Here is a 25,307-nt window from a genome sequence, read left to right as displayed (position 1 = left end):
AAGATCTTTGAAATGAAGAACCCGCCGGAATTTTCCGGCGGGTTTTTTATTGCTTTCAGGTTGCGCCGGCGGGCGGGCACCGGCGCTCTTCTCAGAGCATGCCGCTCATCTTGAGATAATAATTTTCCGCGCTGTCGTCGGAAGCCGCCGCAGGCGTGCTTTCCCGCTCGTCTGTCGTGTCATTGGCAGCAATGCGTTCTTCCGTATCGTCCTGACCATCGGAGTTTTCAGCGCCGGCCTCGGCCTCACCTTCCGCCTCATCCTCGGAAAAGGGGCCGCCTCCCCGCGGCGGGGTTTCCGATTCATAGTCCTCGTCCGCCGGCGGATAGGCGACGAGCGGCAGCGGCGTGCCGTCTTTTACCAGGGCGGCGGCGATCAATGATTGCGAGGCCGATTGCTCCAGCATCGCCATTCTCGCTTCCGGGTCCAGCATGGCCCGCGGCTGCAGCTGGGTTTCGGGACGATGGGTCGCCGTTTCCGTTTCTTCGCCGGAGGGGCGGGCGGCGGCCGTTGCGAGGGCGGGTTTTTCCACGGCCTGATCGTCGAAGGGCTGCTGCGCGCCACTTTGCGGCGCGGGCAGAGACTGCTGTGTGCCGGCTGCCTTGGCAGGAAGTTTGCCAGCCGTGGCGGCAAGCAGCAGGGTATTCATGGTCTCGGCGTCGTCCGCGAGCGGACCGGACGGTGGGTTAAAGCCCGTGCGGGGCTCTTTCTGCTCCGCCTTCGTTATCTCTCGATGCGGCAGGGCAGGGCGCGTTTCACCGGTTTCGGCGCGAGGCGGGTTTGCCAGGCGGATTTCGCCCGACACCTCCTTTGTCACGTTGCCGGTCTGAGGCGGAAGCGGACGTGCCGTGTTTTCGGCTCTTCCATCCGGCTTTGCGGCATTGCTTGGCGTATCATGTGTGTCGGCAGGCGGGGCGGAAAGCGTGGGCCGAGGGTCCAGCTGCGCGGTTAGCGCCGCCACCGTGGCTTTCACCGCTGCGCCACTGAGGGCGAGCGGGCCGATGAGCAGAGGCAGAAGCCGGCTGGCGGTCGCGGAATTTGCCGCCTGTGCGGTCACGGCCGGAGAGGGGCGACCTTCGGCATTCTGGCCCGGCGCGTTCTGCTGTTTCGGCGGTGCCGATTGCGCAGGGGTGGGATTGGAGGAATTGTTCTGCTGATAGGAGGAGACCACCGCCTTTGCCGCCAGATCCGCTCCCTTGTAACGGGAAAGCTCGATCAGCAGCGCGAGGCGGGCAGCATCCGGCCCGGTCGGCTGTTTCAGGATTTCGGCGAGCATTGAAAGCGTCAGGCCCTGCAGGGCTTTGCCGACCTGTTGTTCAAGCGCCAGACGTTGTGGCGCCGGCAGGGTGCGGAGCGCCTCTGTCAGTCGCGTCACATAGGTCTGGATCGCTTCGCCATCCCGCCGCGGCAGGTTCATCAGCTTGCCGAGCGCTTCCGCCAGAACGGCGGTGCTGCGGGAGAGCTGAAATTCGCTGGTGAGGGAGGCGATTGCCGCCCGGGCAAAAAGACTGCCGCTATTTTCAGGGACGGGATTGCTCGGTTGCGGCGGTGTGGTCTCTTTCACCTGCCCGCGCGGCATCAGCGGGACCGTGGTTCCATAGGCGGCATCGGTTGCCGCAATTTTCGGTACAGGCGGTAACATGCTGCGCTCCGTTTCTATCGGTGACCGCCGCTGGCTGCGAAAGGGCCAATCCCCATTGGCTCTCTGATCCGCATCTGGCTTAAATGTTGAAAAATCGCCGCGCCGGTGATGGACAGGTGTCATCTCGCCCGCTCATGCGGGAGCGCCGTATACGCCTCTGGCCGCAAATGTCGGTTGCAGCGCATACAGAATCATCTGGTTCAATCTTGGCTTGCAGATATTAAGATTTGGCTAACCAAAGAATTGCCTGTGCGGGCGCAATCAGGGTGAGACGCCGATGAACATGCGGTAAAGGCCGTTATCGTCGGAATTGACAGAGGAAATATGATCGGGGTCGCTGGTTGCGGCCTCAAAAGCCTCCGGTGGCATCGCATCCAGCCAGCTTGCCTTGGGAAGGCTTCGCTCTGGCTGCATTTCAATGGGGGCGATGGGATTGTCCTCTTCGCCGGCTGCGGTGAAGGCCCCGTCATCGGGAACAAGCGGCGGGGCGGCCATGGACAGCAGGGCCTGCGCCGCATTGGGCTCATTGTCGTAAACGACGCTGCCGGATAGGCCGGAAATATCGGTCATGTCTGAACTCACATCATGTTTCGCTCAAGTGACTTTCGGAAGCGGCAATCATGCCGCCTTTTTCTTCAGCAGTTCATAAAGGCCATTGTCGTCGATCGAGACCGGCAGAATGGCATTGCGGGTCTCTTCGACAAGTGTCTGCGCATCGAGCAGTTTTTCGGCGTCGTCTTCCGCATCGGCCGGATTGGTGGCTGCGTCTGTCTCGGCAGGTTCATCTTCGTTCTTCGCCGGCTCGGCTTCATCCGCAGGCGCAGCCGCAAGCACGGAGATCAGGGCGGTTTCCGATGATATGTCGGCCGACGCCTGCGGATCGGCGTCTACCGTCTTTTCCTCGCCGGAAGCATCGATATGCTCCTTCACGACGTCCTGGAGTTCCTGCACGTCTTCAAGCTTGCCCTGCGCATCGAGGGCCTGGATATCCTCTTCCCGCTCCGCCTTCACTTCCGCATCGTTGATTTCGCCAATGCGCTCTTTACCGCGTTCGGCCTGCAACTCTTCTTTGGTTTTGGGATCGGCGACATCTTCGAGACGCTGAATGACTTTCAGGGTCTCCCGCGTCATGAAGCGTGTGCCCTGCGCCTGCGTGTCCAGCGCACCTTTCACGGCGCGCGCCTCGTCGCCATAGGGGTTGGCGATGGCGGCGATCATCTGTCTGGCGGAGATGCCGAGTTGCTTGAGGCCGGTGGTTTCTTCCAGTTCACTGACATTTTTCGGCAAAGTCGCGCGCATCGCCATGATGGCTTTCGACATCTCATCGCCGAAATTATCTTCGTTGCCCGTCAGGCCGGCGCCCTTGGCGATGCGGGCGGCGAGGGCGGCCATGGGATCGGTCTTGGTGGTGGCGCCATTATTCAGCACCTCGACGACCTGTCCCTCCGAAACACCGAAAGAGGTCAGGGAAATTTTCGTGGCTTTTCCCTGCGCATCGGTTTTTTCGAAACTGTCCGTCAGCGTCAGGGCATCCTGAAGTCTTTTGGCGAAGGAAAAGCTCGACTCGTCGGCTTCCTGTGTGATGCCGAGGGCGGAGGAAAAGCGGGAAACAAGTGAGGCGAAAGCATCGGCGTCCGGTTTCATGATGCCGAAGAGATAGGCGCTTATCTTTTCATTGGCGGCGCGATGGCTTTCGTCCGGCTGCGGGTTGGTCTTGACCGCATCGTCCTTTTGGGTGCCGTTCGCCTTTTCCTGCTCTTCGCGCTGGCGGTCCTCGATGGCTTCCACCATCGAGCGCATGAGTTCGCTGACTGCAATGCCCGCCGTCTGCTGTAGCGGAGTGATCATCTTCAAAGTTCCCGGCCGCCCAAAGTTGCGGCCGAGAATAGGCAGTTCTGGTAAATCAGTGCTTAAACGAAGCGGCTGAAGGCTCAGCTATGGGCGAAAATATCCGTTTCTTCCCAGCCGAGGAGATCGAGTTTCGCGCGGGTCGGCAGAAAGGCGAAACAGGCGTCGGCATGGTCGAGGCGGCCGTCGCGGATGAGGCGGGCTGTCAGCTTGTCACGCAGTGCGTGCAGATAGAGCACGTCGGAGGCGGCATATTCGAGCTGGGCGGGCGACAGGGGCTGGGCCGCCCAGTCGGAGGATTGCTGCGCCTTGGAGATGTCGACTTCCAGCATTTCCTTCAGATTGTCCTTAAGGCCATGCCGGTCCGTGTAGGTACGGGTCAGCCGCGAGGCGATCTTGGTGCAGAAGACCGGTGTGGTCGTCACGCCGAAGGTATGGAACAGAACGGCGATATCGAAACGGCCGTAGTGAAAAATCTTCTGGTGGGCGGGATCGGCCAGCATGCGGACGAGGTTCGGGGCCTGCGTCTGGCCGGCGGCGATGCGGATGACGTCAGCCGTGCCATCGCCCGGCGAAAGCTGGACGACGCAGAGACGGTCGCGGCGCGGCACCAGCCCCAGCGTTTCCGTGTCGATGGCGATAGCACCGGTGTAGCGGGCTGCATCTTCGGCGGAAATATCGCCTTCGTGATAGCGGATGGTGGCTGCCATGTCTTGCTCCGGAAATTTCCTGTTTATGGCACCGGCTATAACGGAAAGAGCGTCTGGACGATACCGTTTTATGGGTCGTTTCCGTCCTCCTTCGGCTTGCCTTTGCGAAACAGCCCGGGTTAGGTTCGGAACATCCTTTCCTGACAGATCGCATGAATTCCCGATGACAAAGAAAATCTATCTCGCCGGCCCGGAAGTCTTCCTCCCGAATGCGCGTGAAATGCTCGACCTCAAGGCCTCGCTGGCGCGGGAAGCCGGTTTCATACCGCTTTCGCCGGGTGATCTGCAGATTCCGCCGGCGGACACCAGGATCGGCCACGGTTGCAACATCAATGCCGTCGATGAGCAGATGATGCTGGAAGCGGACGCGATCATTGCTAATCTCACGCCGTTCCGCGGCATCGCCGCCGATACGGGAACGAGCTACGAGCTGGGCTTCATGTGCGCGCTGGGCAAGCCGGTTTTCGCCTATACCAATGTCGCGGCCAATCATTTCACCCGTATCAAGGCGCATTATGGCGGCGTTGCTACCCTGGATGAAACGGGCCGCTATCGCGGACCGGACGGGCTGTCGATTGAGAATTTCGACATGGTCGACAATCTGATGCTGCATGGCGGGATTTTGCGGCGCGGCGGTATCATCATCGTCGGCGATGCACCGGAAGACGCTCTGTATACGGATCTGGACGCCTATAGACGCTGCCTCACGGCGGCGGCTGAAAAATTATTGACACCGATTGACCCCGAACGAACTGATATAGTGGAGGCATCATCATGAGCGGAACCATCCTCATCACCGGCGCGACATCCGGTTTCGGACAGGCCACGGCGCAGCGCTTCGTCAAGGAAGGCTGGAAGGTCATCGGCACGGGCCGGCGGGCGGAACGGCTGGAGGCGCTTTCGGCTGAACTCGGTTCCGCCTTTCATGGCGTCGCCTTCGATATCACCGACGAGGAGGCGACAAAAAAGGCGCTGGCCGGCTTGCCTGATGGATTCAGGGATATCGACATTCTCGTCAACAATGCCGGCCTTGCACTCGGCACGGCGCCCGCGCCGCAGGTGCCGTTGAAAGACTGGCAGACCATGGTGGACACCAACATCACTGGTCTCCTGAACGTCACCCACCATCTGCTGCCGACGCTGATCGAGCGCAAGGGTATTGTTATCAACCTTTCGTCTGTTGCTGCGCACTACCCCTATCTGGGCGGCAATGTGTATGGCGGTACCAAAGCGTTCCTGCGGCAATTCTCGCTCGGCCTGCGTTCCGACCTGCATGGCAAGGGCGTCAGGGTAACCTCGATCGAACCGGGCATGTGCGAAACGGAATTCACGCTGGTGCGCACCGGCGGCAATCAGGAAGCCTCGGATAATCTCTACAAGGGCGTCAATCCGATCACGGCGGACGATATTGCCAACACTATCCACTGGGTCGCCTCGCAGCCCAAGCATATCAACATCAACAGCCTCGAACTCATGCCGGTCAACCAGTCCTTTGCCGGTTTCCAGGTCTATCGGGAAAGCTGATTTCTCACGGTTTGGGGGAGTGCTGAAAAACCGGGCAGGAATTCTGGAGCTATGCAGAAATGCAATGCTGCATTGCGAGACTTGCTCTGTTAAAAATCACAGATACCGCTATATTCAAATCATCGAAGCGACGCACTCCTCCTCCCAGTGTCGCTCGATGTGGATCGGTGGTACTCCTCCTCCCAATCACCGATCAAGTTTGAAGCCTGCCGCACCTCCTCCCGCGGCAGGCTTTTTCCTTTTCTGGGCGTCTTTTCCTTTACTGCCTCTCGCCGTCGTCCTTTGGCGTGCCCGCTCCGTGTTGAAGGCTGGCCGCAAACTCCCCTTGGATTTCCGGGGGGATTTTGATTTTTTGCGTCAAGGCAATGAGGGCTTAAATCGGGCGTGTGTTGATCACATTTTCGTTATGTCTAGATGAATTTGCACAGTTTTGTGGTGGCGCGCCCCGCCGGGCCATTGCCTAGCCCCCGCCCTGTGTTTAAGCATGAGCAAAAGAACGCTTGGGAGGTTGCCGGCACGCTTGTGTCTGCGGCCCGAAAGCGGCGGGGAGAGAATGGCAGACTTTCAAGAGGCGCTGAAGCGGTTTCAGCCGATCGCGGTTTCATCGATCGCTGAAGACGAGTTCAGATTGCGGCTACGTGGCCTGCAAGCGCGGATGATCCAGCAAAATGTGAAGGCGGTCTGGCTCGATGCATCATCGTCGCTGACCTATTATACCGGTCTGTCGCTTGGCCTTTCCGAGCGCATTCATGGCGCTCTCGTTCCTGCCGAGGGTGCGCCGGTCTATGTCAGCCCGACCTTCGAGGAGCCTAAGCTTCAGACGCTCATCCGCATTCCGGGTGAGGTCGCCGTCTGGGAAGAGGATGAAAGTCCCTTCGACCTGATGGCAGGACGCATTGGCGCACTTTCCTGTCCCGGTCATTTTGTCGCCATCGATCCCGCAACACCCTTTGTTTTCGCATCGGCCCTGATGCAGCGTCTCGAAGGACGGATCATTTCCGCCCAGCTGATGATCGTTGCCCAGCGGCAGGTCAAATCCGCGGCCGAAATCGCTCTCATCCAGACCGCGATGGACGCCAGCTACGGTGTGCAGAAAGCCGTGTTCGAAGGCCTGCGTCCCGGCATTTCCACCACCGAAGTGGCCGATTTCGTCAACGCCGCCCATATTGCGCTGGGCCTGAAGCCGCTTTTCGTGGCGGTGCAGTTCGGCGAGGCGACGGCCTATCCGCATGGCGTGCCCTATGCGCAGACGCTGAACGAAGGTGACATGGTGCTGGTCGATCTCGGCGGCATTCTTCATGGCTATCGTTCCGATATCACCCGCACCTATGTTTTCGGTGAGCCGACCGAGCGTCAGCGCTTTCTCTGGAACGCCGAACGCGACGCGCAGGCTGCGGCTTTTGCGGCTGCGAGCCTCGGCGCTGCCTGCCAGGATGTCGACAAGGCCGCGCGCGAAAGCCTCAAGGCGGCTGGTTTTGGCCCGGACTATCAGGTTCCCGGCCTGCCGCACCGCACCGGTCACGGGCTTGGGCTGGATATTCACGAAGAACCCTATATCGTTGCAGGAAATGCCACGGCGCTTGAGCCGGGCATGTGTTTTTCCATCGAGCCGATGCTGTGCGTTTATGGCGAATGCGGCGTCCGTCTCGAGGATATTGCTTATATGACGGAGGCGGGGCCGCGCTGGTTCTGTCCACCGGAGACGAACCTCGACCGGCTGTTTCAGCCGGTCGCCGGGTAATTGGTCGGGAGGCAAAAGACCGAACGGCGACACGGGTCTCCGCGTCGCCGCTGACCAGAAGAGGTAGGCCCCCAGGGGCCGCAGGAACTCAGAAAAAGAGGGAAAGGACCACCAGATGAAAACGCTGACCCGCAGTTTGCTTATCGCCTCTGCGCTTGCGATGGCTTCCGCCATGCCAGCCATGGCGAAGACCTTCGTTTATTGCTCCGAGGCATCGCCGGAAGGCTTCGATCCGTCGCCCTACACCGCAGGTGGCACCTTCGACGCTTCCGCGCATCCGGTCTACAACCGTCTGACCGAGTTCAAGAAGGGCACGACCGAAGTTGAGCCCGGTCTCGCTGAAAAATGGGATGTTTCGAGCGATGGCCTCGAATACACGTTCCACCTGCGCAAGGGTGTGAAGTGGCACTCCAACGAGAAGTTCACGCCGAGCCGCGATTTCAACGCCGACGACGTGATCTTCAGCTACAACCGCCAGGGCGACGCGAAGAACCCGTGGAACCAGTATATCGCAGGCATCACCTACGAATATTACAACTCCATGGAAATGCCGTCGCTGATCAAGGAAATCGTCAAGGTTGACGATTACACCGTCAAGTTCGTGCTGACCCGTCCGGAAGCGCCTTTCCTCGCCAATATCGCGATGCCTTTCGCTTCGATCGTGTCGAAGGAATATGCCGATACGCTTGATAAGGCCGGCACCAAGGAAGACTTCAACAACCTGCCGATCGGCACCGGTCCGTTCAAGTTCGTCGCCTATCAGAAGGACGCGGTCATCCGCTACCAGAAGAACGCCGACTACTGGGGCGAAGCTCCGAAGATCGACGATCTGATCTTCGCGATCACGCCTGACGCCGCCGTTCGCCTGCAGAAGCTGAAGGCCGGCGAATGCCACCTGATGCCTTATCCGGCTCCGGCTGATCTGGCCACCATCCGCGCCGACAAGAACCTCAAGCTCGACGAGCAGCCCGGTCTGAACGTCGCCTATTTCGCCTACAACACGACCGTTGCGCCTTTCGACAAGCCGGAAGTCCGCAAGGCGCTGAACATGGCGATGAACAAGCAGGCGATCATCGACGCCGTGTTCCAGGGCGCCGGCACGGTTGCCAAGAACCCGATCCCGCCGACAATGTGGTCCTACAACGACAGCATCAAGGACGATCCGTACGATCCGGAAGCAGCCAAGAAGGCTCTCGAAGCCGCTGGCGTCAAGGATCTGACGATGAAGATCTGGGCGATGCCGGTTCAGCGTCCCTACATGCCGAACGCCCGCCGCACCGCCGAGCTGATCCAGTCGGATTTCGCGAAGGTCGGCGTCAAGGCCGAGATCGTCTCCTTCGAATGGGGTGAATACCTCAAGAAGTCGACTGAAGTGAACCGCGACGGTGCCGTCATCCTCGGCTGGACCGGCGACAATGGTGACCCTGACAACTTCATGGGCGTTCTGCTTTCCTGCGCTGCAACCGGTGAAGGCGGTGCAAACCGTGCCCAGTGGTGCAACAAGGAGTTCTCCGAACTGCTTTCCAAGGCAAAGCAGACCACTGACGTTGCCGAGCGCACAAAGCTTTATGAGCAGGCGCAGGTGATCTTCAAGGAACAGGCTCCGTGGGCGACGCTTGCGCACTCCACGCAGTTCGTTCCGATGTCCGCCAAGGTTTCCGGCTTCACCATGAGCCCGCTTGGTGACTTCACCTTCGAAAACGTCGACGTCGCGGAATAATCCCAAACAACGGACGCGCGGAAGGACCCTGTTCTTCCGCGCGTCTTTTCAGGAAAAAACCATGATCCGGTTCATTCTCGGCAAACTCCTCTACCTCGTTCCGACATTTCTCGGGATTACCTTCGTCGCCTTCGCCTTCGTGCGCGTCCTGCCGGGCGATCCCGTGCTGTTGATGGCGGGCGAGCGTGGCATTTCGCCTGAGCGGCATGCGCAGCTTGCCGAACAGCTCGGCTTCAGCCAGCCCGTCTGGCAGCAATATCTTCATTTCCTCGGACGGCTGCTTCAGGGCGATCTCGGCAATTCGCTGGTCACCAAGAAGCCGGTTCTCACCGAGTTCCTGTCGCTCTTCCCCGCGACGGTCGAGCTTGGTCTCGTCGCAATCATCATCGCAACATTGATCGGCGTGCCGGTCGGCGTCATTGCCGCCATCCGTCGTGGTTCCTGGTTCGACCAGATTTCCATGACCACCGCGCTCGTCGGCTTCTCCATGCCGATCTTCTGGTGGGGCCTGCTGCTGATCATCATGTTCTCCGGCATCCTGCAATGGACGCCGGTGTCGGGCCGCATTTCGCTGATGTATTTCTTCCCCTCCGTTACCGGTTTCATGCTGATCGACAGCCTGATTTCGGGGCAGAAGGGCGCCTTCCTGTCGGCCTTTTCGCATCTCATCCTGCCGTCGGTCGTGCTTGCCACCATTCCGCTGGCGGTGATTGCCCGCCAGACGCGCTCGGCCATGCTGGAAGTCATGGGCGAGGACTATGTGCGGACCGCACGCGCCAAGGGCATGTCGCCCGCCCGCGTTGTCGGCGTCCATGCGCTTCGCAACGCCATGATCCCGGTCATCACCACCATCGGCCTCCAGATCGGCGTGCTGATGGCTGGCGCCATCCTGACCGAAACCATCTTTTCCTGGCCGGGCATCGGCAAGTGGATGATCGATTCCATCTCGCGCCGCGACTATCCGGTCGTGCAGAGCGGCCTGCTTCTGATCGCGGGTCTGGTAATGGTCGTCAACCTGCTTGTCGATCTGACCTATGGCCTCATCAATCCGAGGATCCGTCACAAATGACCGATGTGATCACCACCCCCGGCGTCCGCCTTTCGGACGCCGCCATCCGCCGCCGGATGATCGCCGATTTCTGGTTCTACTTCCGTCAGAACCGCGGCGCCGTCATCGGCCTTGCCGTCTTCATTCTCCTCGTCCTCATCGCGGTCTTTGCGCCCCTGATCGCGCCGCATGATCCGACCCAGCAATATCGCGATGCGCTGCTCGTCCCGCCGGTCTGGCAGGAAGGCGGTCGTGCCGGCTTCTTCTTCGGCACCGATGCGGTCGGGCGCGACATGCTGTCCCGCCTGATCTATGGCGCACAATATTCGCTGTTCATCGGCGTCGTTGTCGTCTCCATCGCCCTTGTCGGCGGCATCGTTATCGGTCTCGTCGCCGGCTTTTTCGGTGGCTGGGTCGATACCGTCATCATGCGCGTCATGGACGTCATTCTGGCGTTTCCGTCACTGCTTCTGGCGCTGGTCCTGGTCGCGGTCCTCGGGCCGGGGCTCACCAATGCGATGATTGCCATTGCCATCGTCTACCAGCCGCATTTCGCCCGCCTGACGCGTGCTGCCGTCATGAGCGAACTCCGGCGCGAATATGTCACCGCCGCCCGCGTGGCCGGCGCCGGCAATTTACGGCTGATGTTCAAGACCATCCTGCCGAACTGCCTTGCGCCGCTGATCGTTCAGGCAACGCTCTCCTTCTCGTCTGCGGTTCTCGATGCCGCAGCCCTCGGCTTCCTCGGCATGGGTGCACAGCCGCCCGCTTCCGAATGGGGCACGATGCTGGCGGAAGCGCGTGAATTCATCCTGCGCGCCTGGTGGGTTGTCACCCTTCCGGGCCTGACGATCCTGATCTCGGTGCTCGCCATCAACCTCATGGGTGACGGCCTGCGCGATGCGCTCGATCCCAAACTGAAGCGGAGCTGAGCAATGAGCCTGCTGAAAATCAAGAACCTCACCGTCAAATTCGCCACCGCCACCGGCGCCTTCACGGCCGTCGACGGGATCGATGTCTCCGTCGACAAGCACGAAGTGCTGGCGATCGTCGGCGAATCCGGTTCCGGCAAGTCGGTTTCGATGCTCGCCGTCATGGGGCTTCTGCCCGATACGGCGACGATCACCGCCGATGAGATGACCTTTGACGGCATCAACCTGCTCGCCATGTCGCCGCAGGAGCGCCGCAAGCTGATCGGCCGCGAGATCACCATGATCTTCCAGGAGCCGGTCGCCTCGCTCAACCCGTCATTTACGGTCGGTTTCCAGATCGAGGAGGTTCTGCGCCTCAATCTCGGCATGAGCGGCGCTGCCGCGCGTGCCCGGGCTCTGGAACTGTTTCGTGCCGTGGGTATTCCCGAGCCGGAAACCAAGCTCAAGGCTTATCCGCACCAGATGTCGGGTGGCCAGTGCCAGCGCGTGATGATAGCGATTGCGATCGCCTCCAAGCCGCGCCTGCTGATCGCCGACGAGCCGACCACCGCGCTCGACGTGACGATCCAGAAGCAGATCCTCGATCTCCTGATGAATCTGCAGACGGAATATGGCATGGCGCTGATCCTCATCACCCACGACATGGGCGTCGTGGCGGAAACCGCGGATCGCGTCGTCGTGCAATATAAGGGCCGCAAGATGGAGGAGGCGGATGTCTTAAGCCTGTTCGAGGCCCCGCAGCATCCCTATACCAAGGCACTGCTTTCGGCCCTGCCGGAAAATGCCACCGGCGACCGTCTGCCCACGGTTTCCGATTTCTTCGGCAAGGAGGGCGTTCAATGAGTATCGTTGTCGAAGGCAAGGGCATTACCCGCCATTATCACGTTCCCGGCGGCATCTTTGGCGGCGCCAAGACGGTTCAGGCCCTCAAAGGCATCGATTTTGCCGTCGAGCGCGGCAAGACGCTCGCCATCGTCGGTGAGTCCGGTTCGGGCAAGTCGACGCTTGCCCGCATCATCGCGCTGATCGACCCGGCATCCGGCGGTGAACTCAAGATCGAAGGCAAGCCGGTCGATATCGCCAAGCGCCGCCCCGATACGGTCATGCGCTCCAAGGTGCAGATGGTGTTCCAGAACCCCTATGGCAGCCTCAACCCGCGCCAGAAAGTGGGTGATGTGCTGATGGAGCCGCTGCTCATCAACACGAAAATGCCGGCTTCCGAGCGCCGCGAGCGCGCCGAAGCCATGCTGGTGAAGGTTGGCCTCGGTCCTGAGCATTTCAACCGCTATCCGCACATGTTCTCGGGCGGCCAGCGCCAGCGTATCGCCATCGCGCGCGCACTGATGCTGAACCCGGCGCTGCTGGTGCTGGATGAACCGGTCTCCGCGCTCGATCTTTCGGTGCAGGCGCAGGTGCTGAACCTGCTCCGAGATCTGCAGGAAGAATTCGAACTGACCTATGTTTTTGTCAGCCACGATCTTTCTGTGGTGCGCTACATCGCCGATGACGTGCTGGTCATTTCCAAGGGCGAGGCAGTGGAGCAGGGCACGCGCGAGGAACTTTTCGCCAACCCGAAGCACCCCTATACGCGCCAGCTTTTTGCCGCGACACCGATCACGGATGCCGACGCCATCCGCGCCCGCGTGGAGCGCCGCAAGGCGGCACGGCAGGCCGCGACGGCTTAAACGCGAGACGCCAAAGTTGAGAACAGGCCGGATTTCCGGCCTGTTCGTCTTTCAGGACTTCAAAAATACGCCGATGGCGGCGAGTGCGCCAAGTTCCCTGACGTTGCGATAGGCGGCTTTCAGGTTCGAGACGAAGGTTTCATTGCCGGGCAGATCATCGCCGAACGTGCGTTTGAACGCGAGAAAGCGGTCGATAACATCGTCCGGTGCCATTGCCAGCTGATCCGGCGCATCCCACTCCCTGAAGGCCGGATCGAGAATCGTGATCGGCTCTCCCTTTTCGTTCCTGTCCGCGCATGACCTGATCCAGAGGGCCACGGCAAAAATGACAGCGCCGCTTCCGGCGTTTTCCTCCAGCAATTCGCGTAAGGGCGCAAGAATACGCAGCGGCACCTTCTGCGAAGCGTCGGAGGCGATCTGCATGGTCTTGTGCTGCAGAGAGGGATTGGCGAAACGTTCCCGCAGGCCGGCTGCGAATTCCGCACCATCGACGACAGGGTCCAGCGTCCGGCCGACCTCGCGCCAATAGGCGTCGATGAAATCGCGCACGGTCTTTTCACCCCAGGCATCGGCCACCGTCGCAAGGCCGGCAATCTGGCCAATGGCGGCAATGGCGCTATGAGAACCGTTCAGCATTCGGAGCTTCATATGTTCGTACGGTTCGACATTGCCGACAAATTCCACGCCTGATTTCTCGAGCGCCGGCCTTCCATGAGGAAAGTGGTCTTCTATGACGAAACGGAAATAGGGTTCGGCAACGACCGGCCACGCATCACGCAAGCCGAGTGCGACCGAAATCGCATCCCGGTCCGCATCCGTGGTGGCGGGAACGATCCGATCCACCATTGAGCAGGGGCAGGCAATATTGGCTTCGATGAAGGAGGCCAGTTCCTTATCCGCAAGGTTGGCGAATTCCAGCAGCAGCTTTTGCAACACATGGCCGTTGGCGGGCAGGTTGTCGCAGGACAGCAGCGCCAGGGGCCGAGAACCCTCTTTGCGCCTGCGCCGCGTGGCCGCAAGGATGAAGCCGAAGATGGAACGCGGCCTGTCCGGGTTTTCGAGATCATGGACGATATCAGGGTGTTCGCGCAGCAGGCTGCGGGAGGCGAGATTGGTCAGGTAGCCCTTCTCTGTCACGGTCAGGGTGACGATGAGAACGCGCGGATCGGCCATCCGCTCCACCAGCCGTTCGGGGTCTTCCGGGGCAACGATGGTTTCCAGAATGGAGCCGATGATGCGCAGGCGCTCGCTTTGGCCATCACGCAGGCAAAAGGTGTAGAGATTGTCCTGCGGTTCGATGGCGTCGCGTGTGTCCGGACTGCGCAGCGACGCGGCGACGATGCCCCATTGCGTCTCACCGCGGTTAAGGCAATCATCGATGAAAACCGCCTGATGCGCCCGGTGAAAGGCGCCGACGCCGAGATGCACGATGCCGGGCGTGATCTTCTCACGCTCATAGGCGGGTGTTGCTACTGTTTGCGGCAGGCGGGGCAGGGTTGCAGCGGAAAGCCGGTCTGTCATCGACGCGAAATCCCCGTACGGAGCGAGATGGTCGCGGCTCGCGCCGATGGAATTGCGACGCTCGGGTTTTCGCGCATGTCAGTTCCTCCCCTTGTCTTTTGAATGGATCAGACACCGGCCTCTTTGAGCAGCCGGACCTGGCGCAGCGTATTCTGCCGGCTGCGCTCGAGATGCCGCCACAGGGCATCGATGATCTGGACCTTGCTGCCGGCGGCAATGGCGTCGGCGATATTCTGGTGTTCCTCGACCGAGCGGGCGTAATCGCCGAGGATCGAGACGAAAACCGTGTGGGTCTGGTCGAGAATGCGCCCATGCGAGCCGGAAATGACGGGAATGCGCGCCGCCGAAACAAGAGTCGTATGGAAGCTGCGATCGTAAAAAAGCGCTTTCGACAATTCGTCCAGCGTCGAGCCCTTGGCGAATTCACGATGTTTCGTCAGGCTTTCCAGAAGTTCCGCGTGCAGCGCTCCATCCAGTTGGCCGGCGTCGAAAGCCACTTCCACCGCGCCTTTTTCGAGCAGCATTCTGGCGGCGTAAAGTTCTTCCACATCCTCCACCGTGAAATCGCGCACCACCATGCCGCGCCGGGAGGAATTGACCACCAACCCGTCAGCTTCGAGTTTCAGGCAGGCTTCTTTCACCGGTGTGGGGCTGATGCCGAGATCGGCGGCAAGCTCATTGGGCAACAGGCGTTCGCCGCCGCGCAATCTGCCGCTGACGATGCGTGCGCGCAGTTCCTGATGCGCCTGTTCGGCGAGCGTGATTTTGACCAGCGTGTTCATGGCTGCATCATTGCCCAGCTTCGCGGGACAGGCAATGGCTGAATATTAAAAATAAAAAATTTTTTATTTTACAAAAGCCGATTTTCCTTTAGCTCTATCTGCCAGCGGAAGCGGGCTGCTGGAGGAGGGTGGCCTGCAAATTCCCGAAAGCCATCCGCGCGATCTCTGATCGCGGGGCGGTGGCGTCTGTTCCTCCCCGGAAGCAATCAGCATCGAGGACTGACCGATCATGAAAATTACCGCCGTCGAACCTTTCATCCTGCACCTGCCGCTGACCTCGGAGTCCATTTCCGATTCCACCCACAGCATCACCCATTGGGGCGTCGTCGGCGCGAAGATCACCACCAGTGACGGCCTTGAGGGCTATGGTTTCACCGGCACCCATGCGCATCTGCCGTCGGACAGGCTGATCACATCCTGCATCAGCGATTGTTATGCGTCCTTGCTGGTGGGAGAGGATGCGTCGGAGCATTCAAGGCTGTGGACGAAACTTGCCCGTTATCCCTCGCTGCAATGGGTTGGCCGCGCCGGCATCACGCATCTGGCGCTGGCCGCGATCGACGTGGCGCTCTGGGACCTGAAGGCGAAAAAGGCGGGCGTGCCGCTCTGGCAATATCTCGGCGGCGCGCGCACAGCGGCGGTGGAAGCTTACAATACCGATATAGGCTGGCTTTCCTTCACGCTGGAGGATTTGCTGGCGGGCAGCATGAGGGCGGTGGAGGAAGACGGCTTCACCCGCCTGAAGATCAAGGTAGGGCATGATGATCCGACTATCGATATCGCCCGCCTTGCCGCCGTCCGCAAGCGTGTCGGTTCGTCCATTCGCATCGCCATTGACGGCAACGGCAAATGGGATTTGCCGACCTGCCAGCGTTTCTGCGCGGCGGCGAAGGATCTGGATATCTACTGGTTCGAGGAGCCGTTGTGGTATGACGATGTGACGAGCCACGCGCGGCTGGCGCGCAATACGTCCATTCCGATTGCGCTCGGGGAGCAGCTCTACACGGTGGATGCGTTCCGCTCATTCATCGATGCCGGCGCGGTGGCCTATGTCCAGCCGGATGTGACCCGGCTCGGCGGCATAACCGAATATATCCAGGTTGCCGATCTCGCGCTCGCCCATCGCCTGCCGGTGGTGCCGCATGCCGGCGAAATGAGCCAGGTGCATGTGCATCTGAGCTACTGGCACCCGGCATCGACCATTCTCGAATATATTCCGTGGATCAAAGATCATTTCGAAGAACCGATCCATGTCCGTGACGGTGTTTACAAGCGCCCGGAACACCCCGGCGCCAGCACCACGCCTCTGGCTGAAAGCTTTGCCCGCTATGGCAAATCGGTAAAATGAGCAGCGGTATACAGCCCGGATTTTAAGGGAGGGAAAGCCCGTCCTCCGTCATGCCGGACTAGATCCGGCATCCAGCCACGGCGCGTCTGCGCCGTGAAAAGAGTCTTTCGCGATCAAAGACTTGATCGCGCTGGACCCCGGATCAAGTCCGGGGTGACGGAGTGTGGATGATGCAATTTTTCCAAATTTAGCGCCAGCCGAGTGCCGGCGCTACCTGCTTGAGGATCGTCTCGATCACATGGGCGTTGTAATCGACGCCCAGCTGGTTCGGCACGGTCAGGAGCAGCGTGTCGGCCTCGGCGATGGCTTCGTCGGCCTTCAGCTGTTCAATCAGCTGCTCCGGCTCGGCGGCATAGCTGCGCCCGAAGATCGCACGTGTCTTGTCGTCGATGTAGCCGATCTTGTCATCACCTTCGTTGCCGTAACCGAAATACGACCGGTCGCGATCGTTGACGAGGGCGAAGATGCTGCGGCTGACCGATACACGCGGCTCGCGGGCATGTCCGGCTTCCTTCCAGGCTTCCCGGAAGGTGCGGATCTGCTGCGCCTGCTGGACATGGAAAGGCTCGCCCGTTTCGTCCGTCTTCAAGGTGGAGCTTTGCAGGTTCATGCCAAGCTTTGCCGCCCACACCGCCGTTGCATTGGAACTCGAACCCCACCAGATGCGCTCGCGCAGCCCTTCGGAATGCGGTTCCAGCCGCAGCAAGCCGGGCGGGTTCGGGAACATCGGACGCGGGTTCGGCTCAGCGAAACCTTCGCCCTTCAGAAGTTCGAGGAAGACTTCGGTGTGCTGACGCGCCATGTCTTCTTCGCTCTGGCCTTCGGCCGGACGGTAACCGAAATAACGCCAGCCATCGATCACCTGTTCCGGCGAGCCGCGGCTGATGCCGAGCTGCAGGCGTCCGCCGGCGATGAGGTCGGCCGAACCGGCATCCTCGGCCATGTAGAACGGGTTTTCATAACGCATGTCGATGACGCCGGTGCCGATTTCGATCTTTTTCGTGCGGGCGCCGACGGCGGCCAGAAGCGGGAAGGGCGAGGCAAGCTGGCGGGCGAAATGATGCACGCGGAAATAGGCGCCGTCGGCTCCCAGTTCTTCCGCCGCGACGGCGAGGTCGATCGATTGCAGCAGCGTGTCCGCAGCCGAGCGGGTCTGCGACTGGGGCGAGGGCGTCCAGTGGCCGAAGGAGAGGAATCCGATCTTTTTCATGATGACCTTCCAGATGTCGGAGGATGCCGGTCGTCACAAACCGGCTTCGTTGTTGTCAGTCATATAGGCAACCGTGCGCATCCTCCAATCGGCCACCCGTAAACACGGTGTCGCCGAAATGTGAACGATGACCGCGTCAGGCGATTGTTCTGCGGTCCAGGATGAAGAGATTTTCATGCGCGCGTGCGGTCGTGAGGATGAAATCCATCAGAGAGCGTACCCGCGGCACATTGGCGAGATCGTGGTGGCTGGTCAGCCAGTAGCCGCGCCGCAGTTCCACCTCACCGGCAAGCACCATCTGCAGGTCTGGAAAACGTGCCGCGATGAAATTCGGCAGGATGCACAGGCCCCTGCCGCTCAGCGTTGCCGTCAGCTGCGCGAAAATGCTTGAGGACTGAAAGCCCGGACGCAGGCCGGGCATCACGTCGCGCATATAATCGAGGCCCGGTGAGAAGATCAGGTCCTGCACGTAGCCGATAAAGAAATGATCGGGCAAATCCTCGCGCCGGGTGATTTTCGGGTGGCTGGCGAGATAAGAGCGCGAGGCATAGATATGCAGCGTGTAATCGATGATCTGTTCGTTGATGTAGGGACCGGCTTTCGGCGGGTCGAGCGTGACCGCCACATCCGCCTCCTTCCTCGACAGCGCCATGATCTGCTGGATCGTCACCATCTCCACCATGATGTGAGGATGGGTGATGGCGAAGTCTTTCAGCCTTTCCACGAAGAAAAAATTGGAAAAACCCTCGGGCGCACTGAGCCGCACCACGCCGCGCAGCAGGCTGCCGCTTTCGGAAATATCCGATTGCAATCTTTCCGCTTCCGCCTCGATGCGCTCGACGGTATCGACCAGCCGCCGCCCGACCGTGGTTAGCTCGTAACCACGCGGGTTTCTCTCGAACAGCTTGGTTTTAAGCGAGAATTCCAGCCGGTCGATGTGGCGGGAGACGGTGGCGTGGCTGGTGCGCAGGCTTCTCGCCGCCGAGGAGAGCTGTCCGGTGCGGGCCACGGCCAGAAAATATTGCAGGTCGTCCCAGGTGAAAGGGGTGGCCATATTTGTCTTCCATCAAGAGTTCTGTTCAAAAATGAACAGTTCCTGTTCGCAATTTGATGATGCCCAGCTCTTGTGTCAACGACCGAATTCGAGAAGTCTAGGCTCAGGATGCATCGCTTTGAGGAGGGCGGTGTGACCAATCAGGTGCAATGGCATGGAAACCCCCGACGCGGTTTCGTTCACCATTGCACAGACCCATCTGAGGCTCGCAATCATCTCTGGGAGGAGAAGTCATGCGCAAGAGTATCCTTTTATCCACGGCCATGGCACTGGCCGCGGGCACCGCCGCTTATGCCGCCGAGATTTCAGACGGCAAGGTCAAGATCGGTATCCTGAACGACCAGTCGGGTGTCTACGCCAATTTCGGCGGCAAGTACTCTTATGAAGCCGCGAAGATGGCGGTTGAGGATTTCGGCGGCAAGGTGCTGAACGCGCCGGTTGAGGTGGTGACCGCCGACCACCAGAACAAGGCGGATGTGGCCTCCAATATCGCCCGCCAATGGTACGATACCGAACAGGTCGATTCGATCATGGAGCTGACCTCGTCGTCGGTCGGCCTTGCCGTGCAGGCGCTCTCCAAGGACAAGAAGAAGATCACCGTCAACACCGGGGCGGCAACCACCGAACTGACCGGCAAGCAGTGCAGCCCCTATGGTTTCCATTGGGCCTATGACACCTATTCGCTGGCGGTCGGCACCGGCGGCGCGCTGGTGAAGCAGGGCGGCGACAGCTGGTTCTTCCTGACCGCAGATTATGCCTTCGGTTATTCGCTGGAAGAAAATACCGCGAATTTCGTCAAGGCCAATGGCGGCAAGGTGCTGGGCTCCGTGCGCCATCCGCTTGCCACGACGGATTATTCCTCCTTCCTGCTGCAGGCGCAGTCCTCGGGCGCGAAGGTCATCGGTCTTGCCAATGCCGGTCTCGATACCTCCAACGCCATCAAGCAGGCGGCCGAATTCGGCATCGTCGCCGGCGGCCAGCGGCTTGCGGCTCTTCTCTTCACGCTCGCCGAAGTCCACGGCCTCGGTCTTGAAGCAGCCCAGGGCCTGACGCTGACGGAAGGCTTTTATTGGGACCGCGACGATGAATCGCGCAAATTCGGCGAACGCTTCAAGGAACGCACCGGCGCCATGCCGAACATGGTGCATGCCGGCACCTATTCCGCCGTGCTGCATTACCTGAAAGCCATCGAAAAGGCCGGCACCGACGATGCTGATGCCGTCGCCAAGGCCATGAAGGAAATGCCCGTCAACGACGTCTTCTCGAAGGATGGCCATGTGGCCGCCAATGGCCGCATGATCCACGACATGTATCTCATGGAAGTGAAGAAGCCGGACGAGAGCAAGCAGCCGTGGGATTATTACAAGGTGCTCGCCACCATTCCCGGCAAGGAAGCCTTCATGGACCCCGCAAAAAGCGGTTGCCCGCTGGTAACGCAATAAAAGACTGACGCAATAAAGGGGAAAGTTTCATGACGATCGCTCCCGCCCCCGCCGGGCAGGCCGAACCTCGCGTCGTTCTTTCGGCGCGTGGTCTCACCAAGACCTTCGGTGCATTCGCAGCCGTGAAAAACGTCGATCTCGACGTGCATCACGCCCGCGTGCATGCGCTGATCGGCCCGAACGGCGCCGGCAAGACTACGGTCTTCAATTTGTTGACCAAGTTTCTCCAGCCGACGGGCGGGGCGATCACCTTCATGGAAACGGACATAACAAGGACGCCGCCGGACAAGGTGGCGCGTCTCGGCCTCGTCAGGTCCTTCCAGATATCGGCGGTGTTTCCGCATCTAACGGTTCTGGAGAATGTGCGGGTGGCGTTGCAAAGGCCCAACAACCTTTCAACGCAATTCTGGTTACCCCTGTCGTCGCTCGACAGGCTCAATGCGCGCGCCGAGGAGCTGATCGCAACGGTTGGCCTGACGCGGGAAAAACATGCGCTTGCGGCCGATCTTTCCTATGGTCGCAAGCGCGTTCTCGAAATCGCCACCACGCTGGCGCTCGACCCGAAGGTGCTGCTGCTTGATGAGCCGATGGCCGGTATGGGCGGGGAAGATGTCTCGCATGTCGCCGAGCTCATCCGCGAGGTGGCCAAAACCCGTGCGGTGCTGATGGTCGAACACAATCTGAAGGTCGTGGCCGATATCTGCCACCACGTCACGGTGCTGCAGCGGGGGGAAATTCTGGCGGAAGGCGATTATGCCGCCGTTTCCGCTGATCCGCGCGTGCGCACGGCTTACATGGGCACGGAGGAGGCTTGATATGGCGGCAATGCTCGAAGTCTCCAACCTGAAATCCTGGTACGGCGAAAGCCAGGCCCTGCACGGCGTCGACCTGACCGTCGGCGAAGGCGAAACCATCACCATTCTCGGACGCAACGGCGTGGGCAAGACCACGACGCTGCGCACCATCATGGGCATCATCCGCAACCGCAAGGGCGTCATCAAGCTCGGCGGCAAGGATCTGATGCCGGTGCCGCTGCATCGCACGGCGAAATACGGTCTTGGTTTTGTGCCGGAAGAGCGCGGCATCTTCGCGACGCTGAGCGTCGAGGAAAATCTGAAGCTACCGCCCGTCGTCGCATCCGGTGGCATGACGCTCGATGAAATCTACGAGCTGTTTCCCAATCTTTACGAACGCCGCACCAGCCCCGGCACCAAGCTTTCCGGCGGCGAGCAGCAGATGCTGGCCATGGCGCGCATCCTGCGCACCGGTGTAAAGGTGCTGCTTCTTGACGAACCGACCGAGGGACTTGCCCCCGTCATCGTGCAGCGCATCGGCGAGGTGCTGCAGAAACTGAAGAGCCGCGGCATGACCGTGGTTCTGGTCGAACAGAATTTCCGTTTTGCGAGCCGCATCGCTGACCGTTTCTACCTGATGGATCACGGCCAGATGGTCAGCAATTTTCCGGTCGGCGAGCTTTCCGGCCGCATGGGCGAGCTCAACAAGGTGCTGGGGGTTTAACCATGACAATGATCTTCGGCGTTCCAATTCAGGCACTGCTCGGGCAATTGCTGGTGGGCCTCATCAATGGGTCCTTTTATGCGCTGCTGTCGCTCGGCCTTGCCGTCATTTTCGGCCTGCTGCGCGTCATCAATTTTGCCCATGGCGCGCAATATATGCTCGGCGCTTTCGTGGCCTTTCTCGGCCTTCAGTATTTCGGCATCACTTTCTGGGTGGCGCTCATCGTCACGCCGCTTGTCGTCGCACTTTTCGGCGCGATCATCGAACGCTTCCTGCTGTCGCGGCTTTATGATCTCGATCCGCTTTACGGGCTGCTTTTCACCTTCGGCCTGGCGCTGGTGGTGGAAGGCACGTTCCGCTGGCTTTATGGCGCGGCGGGCCAGCCCTATTCGGTTCCCCGCGAGCTTGCCGGCGGCACCAATCTCGGCTTCATGTTCCTGCCGAATTACCGCGCTTTCGTCGTCGTGATTTCACTCATCGTCTGCATTGCCACCTGGGCTTTGATCGAAAAGACGCGTCTTGGCTCCTATCTGCGCGCTGCCACCGAAAACCCGACATTGGTGCAGGCTTTCGGCATCAATGTGCCCGTTCTCCTGACGCTGACCTACGCGCTGGGTGCGGGCCTTGCCGGGTTCACCGGGGTTCTCGCCGCGCCCATCTATCAGGTCTCGCCGCTGATGGGCACCAACCTCATCATCGTCGTCTTCGCGGTTGTCGTGGTCGGCGGCATGGGGTCGATCATGGGCGCCATCGTCACCGGTTACATGCTGGGCGTCGCAGAGGGCCTCACCAAGGTGTTCTACCCGGAAGCCTCCAATATCGTCATCTTCGTCATCATGGCCTTTGTGCTGCTCATCCGCCCCGCCGGACTTTTCGGAAAGGACGCCTGATATGTCCAAAGCCACCCATAGCCCCACTGCCGGCACGCTGCCGCAGACGGAAGTTTCCGCGACCGCCGGAACCATCAAGACCGTTCTCATACTGGCGGGTCTTGCCGTGTTGATCGCCGCGCCGATGTTCGTTTACCCGATCTTTCTGATGAAGCTTCTGTGCTTTGCGCTGTTCGCCTGCGCCTTCAACCTGCTGATCGGTTATACGGGGCTGTTGTCCTTCGGCCATGCGGCGTTTTTCGGCGGCGCCGCCTATTTCACCGCCTATTCGGTGAAGGAATGGGGCGTTACGCCGGAGATCGGCCTTGTCATCGGCATGGCGGGCGCGGCCCTTCTCGGCCTCGTCATCGGCTTTTTCGCCATTCGCCGTCAGGGCATCTATTTCGCCATGATTACGCTCGCGCTATCGCAGATGTTTTATTTCTTCTGCCTTCAGGCGCCGTTTACCCATGGCGAGGACGGCTTGCAGGGCGTGCCGCGCGGCCATCTTTTCGGCCTTCTCGATCTCAATGCGCCGCTCAATATTTATTACACGGTGCTGGCCGCCTTTGTCCTGGCACTTCTGGTCATCTGGCGTTTCGTCAACTCGCCCTTCGGCATGATCCTGAAGTCGATCCGTGAAAACGAGCAGCGCGCCATTTCGCTGGGTTACAGCGTGCAGCGTTACAAGCTGGGTGCTTTCGTCATGTCGGCGGCGCTGGCCGGTCTTGCGGGCGGTCTGAAGGCGCTGGTCTTCCAGTTCGCGACGCTGACCGACGTCACCTGGCAGATGTCGGGCGAGGTGATCCTGATGACGCTGCTCGGCGGCATCGGCACCATGATCGGCCCTATCTTCGGCGCGGGTCTCGTTGTCACCCTGCAGAACTATCTCGCGACATCGGATTTCCCGGTCACCATCATCACCGGGCTTGTCTTCATGGCCTGCGTTCTGGTGTTCCGGCGTGGTCTGATCGGCGAATTTTATGCGTCGTGGCTCGGGAGAAAACTCGGCTTCCAGCACCGCGGCTAGAGATTTTTGAAAACACTTGAAAGGCTTCCCCCGCGTCCGGGACGGTGCGGCAAGGGCGGCGCATGGAGAAAAGCATGGGCGAATATGACTATATCGTCATCGGAGCGGGGAGTGCCGGATGTGTCCTCGCCAACCGCCTTTCGAAAGATCCGAACAACCGCGTGCTGCTGCTGGAGGCTGGCGGCAACGACAACTACCACTGGATCCATATTCCGGTCGGTTATCTCTATTGCATCAACAATCCGCGCACCGACTGGTGTTTCAAGACGGCGGAAGAGCCGGGGCTTAACGGCCGTTCGCTGATCTATCCGCGCGGCAAGGTGCTGGGCGGCTGCTCCTCCATCAACGGCATGATCTATATGCGCGGGCAGGCGCGGGACTATGATCTCTGGCGGCAGCTTGGTTGCGAGGGCTGGGGGTGGAACGACATCCTGCCCTATTTCCTGAAATCGGAAGATTTTTATCGCGGCAAAAGCGACTTGCACTCTGCCGGCGGTGAATGGCGCGTGGAGAAGGCGCGCGTGCGCTGGGATGTGCTTGACGCCTTCCAGAGGGCGGCAGGAGAAGCCGGCATTCCCGCGACCGATGATTTCAACCGGGGCGACAATGAAGGCGCCGGTTATTTCGATGTGAACCAGCGGGCCGGCTGGCGCTGGAACACGGCAAAAGCCTTCCTGAAGCCGGCGCTTGGCCGCAAGAACCTGACGGTTCTGACCAAGGCGCATGTCAAGCGTCTCATCATCGAAGAAGGCCGGGTGACGGGCGTGGAGTTCCACCATGACGGCGTCTTGAAAAAGATGCGCGCCCGGCGCGAGACGGTGCTGTCCGCCGGTGCGATCGGCTCGCCGCATATTCTGGAGCTTTCCGGTGTCGGTCGTGGCGATGTGTTGCAGGCTGCCGGTATCGATACGGTGGCGGAGGTCCAGGGTGTGGGCGAGAACCTGCAGGACCATCTGCAGCTGCGCATGGTCTACAAGGTCTCCGGCGTCCTGACGTTGAATGAAAGGGCCTCCACCCTGTTCGGCAAGGCGAGGATCGGTCTCGAATATGCGCTCACCCGCTCCGGGCCGATGTCGATGGCGCCGAGCCAGCTCGGCGTCTTCACCCGCTCCTCGCCGGAAAAGGAAACCGCCGATCTGGAATATCATGTCCAGCCGGTTTCGCTCGACAAGTTTGGTGATCCGGTTCACACTTTTCCCGCCATTACCGCAAGTGTCTGCAATCTGCGGCCGGAAAGCCGCGGCTCAGTGCATGTGAAAGGACCGGATTTCGCCATGCAGCCGGAAATCCGCCCGAACTATCTTTCCACCGAAGGCGACCGGCAGGTGGCGATCGACGCCATGCGGCTGACGCGCCGCATCGTCGCCCAGCCGGCCTTCGCACGCTTCAAGCCGGAGGAATACCGGCCCGGCCCCTCCTTTGAAAATGACAATGATCTCGCCAAAGCGGCGGGCGATATCGGCACCACCATCTTCCACCCCGTCGGCACGCTGCGCATGGGGTCGGATATGGAAAGCGTTGTCGATGCACGGCTGAAGTTCCGGCGGCTTGCCGGGCTGCGCGTTGCCGACGCCTCCGTCATGCCGCGCATCACATCCGGAAATACCAATTCGCCGACGATCATGATTGCCGAAAAGGCCGCCGACATGATCCTTGCGGATAATCGTTGAAAGGAGCGCACCG

23 protein-coding genes are annotated in these 25,307 nt (G+C 60.4%); 15 read left to right on the top strand and 8 right to left on the bottom strand.

From position 1 onward, the window contains the following. Positions 1-91 precede the first annotated feature (91 nt). The 4 genes from QRN60_RS14935 to QRN60_RS14920 all read right to left on the bottom strand — a co-directional run bounded on the left by QRN60_RS14935 (position 92) and on the right by QRN60_RS14920 (position 4,200). Positions 92-1,642: a hypothetical protein gene (locus tag QRN60_RS14935; RefSeq protein WP_112346904.1), complete on the bottom strand. Its 1,551-nt coding sequence runs from the start codon at positions 1,640-1,642 to the stop codon at positions 92-94. Between the two features lie 261 nt (positions 1,643-1,903). Further along, the gene (locus QRN60_RS14930) at positions 1,904-2,212 is read right to left on the bottom strand and encodes a hypothetical protein (protein WP_003508655.1); all 309 of its coding nucleotides are present in this window, start codon (positions 2,210-2,212) and stop codon (positions 1,904-1,906) included. A gap of 48 nt (positions 2,213-2,260) precedes the next feature. Next, positions 2,261-3,490 (bottom strand): hypothetical protein, encoded by a 1,230-nt coding sequence (locus tag QRN60_RS14925; RefSeq protein WP_111792981.1) that lies wholly within the window; start codon positions 3,488-3,490, stop codon positions 2,261-2,263. Positions 3,491-3,573: 83 nt separating this feature from the next. Beyond that, on the bottom strand, positions 3,574-4,200 hold the full coding sequence (locus tag QRN60_RS14920; RefSeq protein WP_060723422.1) for a ribonuclease D: 627 nt from the start codon (positions 4,198-4,200) through the stop codon (positions 3,574-3,576). A gap of 163 nt (positions 4,201-4,363) precedes the next feature. On the opposite strand from QRN60_RS14920, the gene QRN60_RS14915 reads away from it, so the two are divergent. The 8 genes from QRN60_RS14915 to QRN60_RS14880 all read left to right on the top strand — a co-directional run bounded on the left by QRN60_RS14915 (position 4,364) and on the right by QRN60_RS14880 (position 12,850). Continuing rightward, on the top strand, positions 4,364-4,978 hold the full coding sequence (locus QRN60_RS14915; RefSeq protein ID WP_162686891.1) for a nucleoside 2-deoxyribosyltransferase: 615 nt from the start codon (positions 4,364-4,366) through the stop codon (positions 4,976-4,978). After that, entirely contained in the window at positions 4,975-5,724 is a 750-nt protein-coding gene (locus tag QRN60_RS14910; protein ID WP_060723420.1) for an SDR family oxidoreductase, read from the top strand. The genes QRN60_RS14915 and QRN60_RS14910 overlap by 4 nt, the downstream gene beginning before the upstream one ends. Before the next feature lie 553 nt (positions 5,725-6,277). Continuing rightward, entirely contained in the window at positions 6,278-7,465 is a 1,188-nt protein-coding gene (locus tag QRN60_RS14905; protein ID WP_129565389.1) for a M24 family metallopeptidase, read from the top strand. A 115-nt stretch (positions 7,466-7,580) separates the two neighbouring features. Beyond that, on the top strand, positions 7,581-9,185 hold the full coding sequence (locus QRN60_RS14900) for an ABC transporter substrate-binding protein (RefSeq protein WP_111820664.1): 1,605 nt from the start codon (positions 7,581-7,583) through the stop codon (positions 9,183-9,185). 61 nt (positions 9,186-9,246) lie between these two features. Beyond that, the gene (locus QRN60_RS14895) at positions 9,247-10,254 is read left to right on the top strand and encodes an ABC transporter permease subunit (RefSeq protein ID WP_003508673.1); all 1,008 of its coding nucleotides are present in this window, start codon (positions 9,247-9,249) and stop codon (positions 10,252-10,254) included. Then, a complete protein-coding gene (locus QRN60_RS14890) occupies positions 10,251-11,165 on the top strand; it encodes an ABC transporter permease subunit (RefSeq protein WP_003508674.1) in 915 nt (304 codons plus the stop codon). The genes QRN60_RS14895 and QRN60_RS14890 overlap by 4 nt, the downstream gene beginning before the upstream one ends. Before the next feature lie 3 nt (positions 11,166-11,168). After that, complete coding sequence (locus QRN60_RS14885) at positions 11,169-12,008, top strand: ABC transporter ATP-binding protein (RefSeq protein WP_020813549.1); 840 nt, start codon at positions 11,169-11,171, stop codon at positions 12,006-12,008. Next, positions 12,005-12,850, top strand: coding sequence for an ATP-binding cassette domain-containing protein (locus QRN60_RS14880; RefSeq protein WP_003508678.1), 846 nt, complete (start codon positions 12,005-12,007; stop codon positions 12,848-12,850). Before QRN60_RS14885 ends, QRN60_RS14880 begins: the two co-directional genes overlap by 4 nt. 51 nt (positions 12,851-12,901) lie before the next feature. Here the strand turns inward: QRN60_RS14880 and QRN60_RS14875 are convergent, their stop codons facing one another. Both QRN60_RS14875 and QRN60_RS14870 read right to left on the bottom strand, forming a co-directional pair. Continuing rightward, a complete protein-coding gene (locus QRN60_RS14875) occupies positions 12,902-14,371 on the bottom strand; it encodes a mannitol dehydrogenase family protein (RefSeq protein WP_129567335.1) in 1,470 nt (489 codons plus the stop codon). Positions 14,372-14,478: 107 nt separating this feature from the next. Further along, positions 14,479-15,153 carry a GntR family transcriptional regulator gene (locus tag QRN60_RS14870; protein WP_111792983.1) on the bottom strand — a complete coding sequence of 225 codons (675 nt, stop codon included), beginning with the start codon at positions 15,151-15,153 and terminating at the stop codon, positions 14,479-14,481. Between the two features lie 229 nt (positions 15,154-15,382). Between QRN60_RS14870 and QRN60_RS14865 the strand changes: the two genes are divergently transcribed. After that, positions 15,383-16,501, top strand: coding sequence for a mandelate racemase/muconate lactonizing enzyme family protein (locus QRN60_RS14865; protein ID WP_111792984.1), 1,119 nt, complete (start codon positions 15,383-15,385; stop codon positions 16,499-16,501). 187 nt (positions 16,502-16,688) lie between these two features. On the opposite strand, the gene QRN60_RS14860 is transcribed toward QRN60_RS14865, so the two are convergent. Both QRN60_RS14860 and QRN60_RS14855 read right to left on the bottom strand, forming a co-directional pair. After that, entirely contained in the window at positions 16,689-17,711 is a 1,023-nt protein-coding gene (locus QRN60_RS14860; RefSeq protein ID WP_003508682.1) for an LLM class flavin-dependent oxidoreductase, read from the bottom strand. A gap of 136 nt (positions 17,712-17,847) precedes the next feature. After that, on the bottom strand, positions 17,848-18,765 hold the full coding sequence (locus QRN60_RS14855) for a LysR family transcriptional regulator (RefSeq protein ID WP_031234580.1): 918 nt from the start codon (positions 18,763-18,765) through the stop codon (positions 17,848-17,850). Positions 18,766-18,998: 233 nt separating this feature from the next. On the opposite strand from QRN60_RS14855, the gene QRN60_RS14850 reads away from it, so the two are divergent. The 6 genes from QRN60_RS14850 (at position 18,999) to QRN60_RS14825 (ending at position 25,294) form a co-directional block, all read left to right on the top strand. Further along, on the top strand, positions 18,999-20,207 hold the full coding sequence (locus QRN60_RS14850) for an ABC transporter substrate-binding protein (RefSeq protein WP_060723414.1): 1,209 nt from the start codon (positions 18,999-19,001) through the stop codon (positions 20,205-20,207). Positions 20,208-20,236: 29 nt separating this feature from the next. Next, positions 20,237-21,022, top strand: a complete 786-nt coding sequence (locus QRN60_RS14845; protein WP_111792985.1) for an ABC transporter ATP-binding protein — start codon at positions 20,237-20,239, stop codon at positions 21,020-21,022. Position 21,023: 1 nt separating this feature from the next. Next, positions 21,024-21,725: an ABC transporter ATP-binding protein gene (locus QRN60_RS14840; protein WP_020009981.1), complete on the top strand. Its 702-nt coding sequence runs from the start codon at positions 21,024-21,026 to the stop codon at positions 21,723-21,725. Positions 21,726-21,727: 2 nt separating this feature from the next. Next, complete coding sequence (locus QRN60_RS14835) at positions 21,728-22,615, top strand: branched-chain amino acid ABC transporter permease (protein ID WP_026363562.1); 888 nt, start codon at positions 21,728-21,730, stop codon at positions 22,613-22,615. Position 22,616: 1 nt separating this feature from the next. Beyond that, positions 22,617-23,624: a branched-chain amino acid ABC transporter permease gene (locus QRN60_RS14830; RefSeq protein WP_003508689.1), complete on the top strand. Its 1,008-nt coding sequence runs from the start codon at positions 22,617-22,619 to the stop codon at positions 23,622-23,624. A 74-nt stretch (positions 23,625-23,698) separates the two neighbouring features. Then, positions 23,699-25,294, top strand: coding sequence for a GMC family oxidoreductase (locus QRN60_RS14825; RefSeq protein WP_060727512.1), 1,596 nt, complete (start codon positions 23,699-23,701; stop codon positions 25,292-25,294). Positions 25,295-25,307: the final 13 nt, after the last annotated feature.

It is taken from the genome of Agrobacterium sp. CFBP2214, assembly GCF_030209895.1.
Classification (GTDB): domain Bacteria; phylum Pseudomonadota; class Alphaproteobacteria; order Rhizobiales; family Rhizobiaceae; genus Agrobacterium; species Agrobacterium radiobacter.
This window is presented reverse-complemented; position numbering and strand designations above follow the sequence as displayed.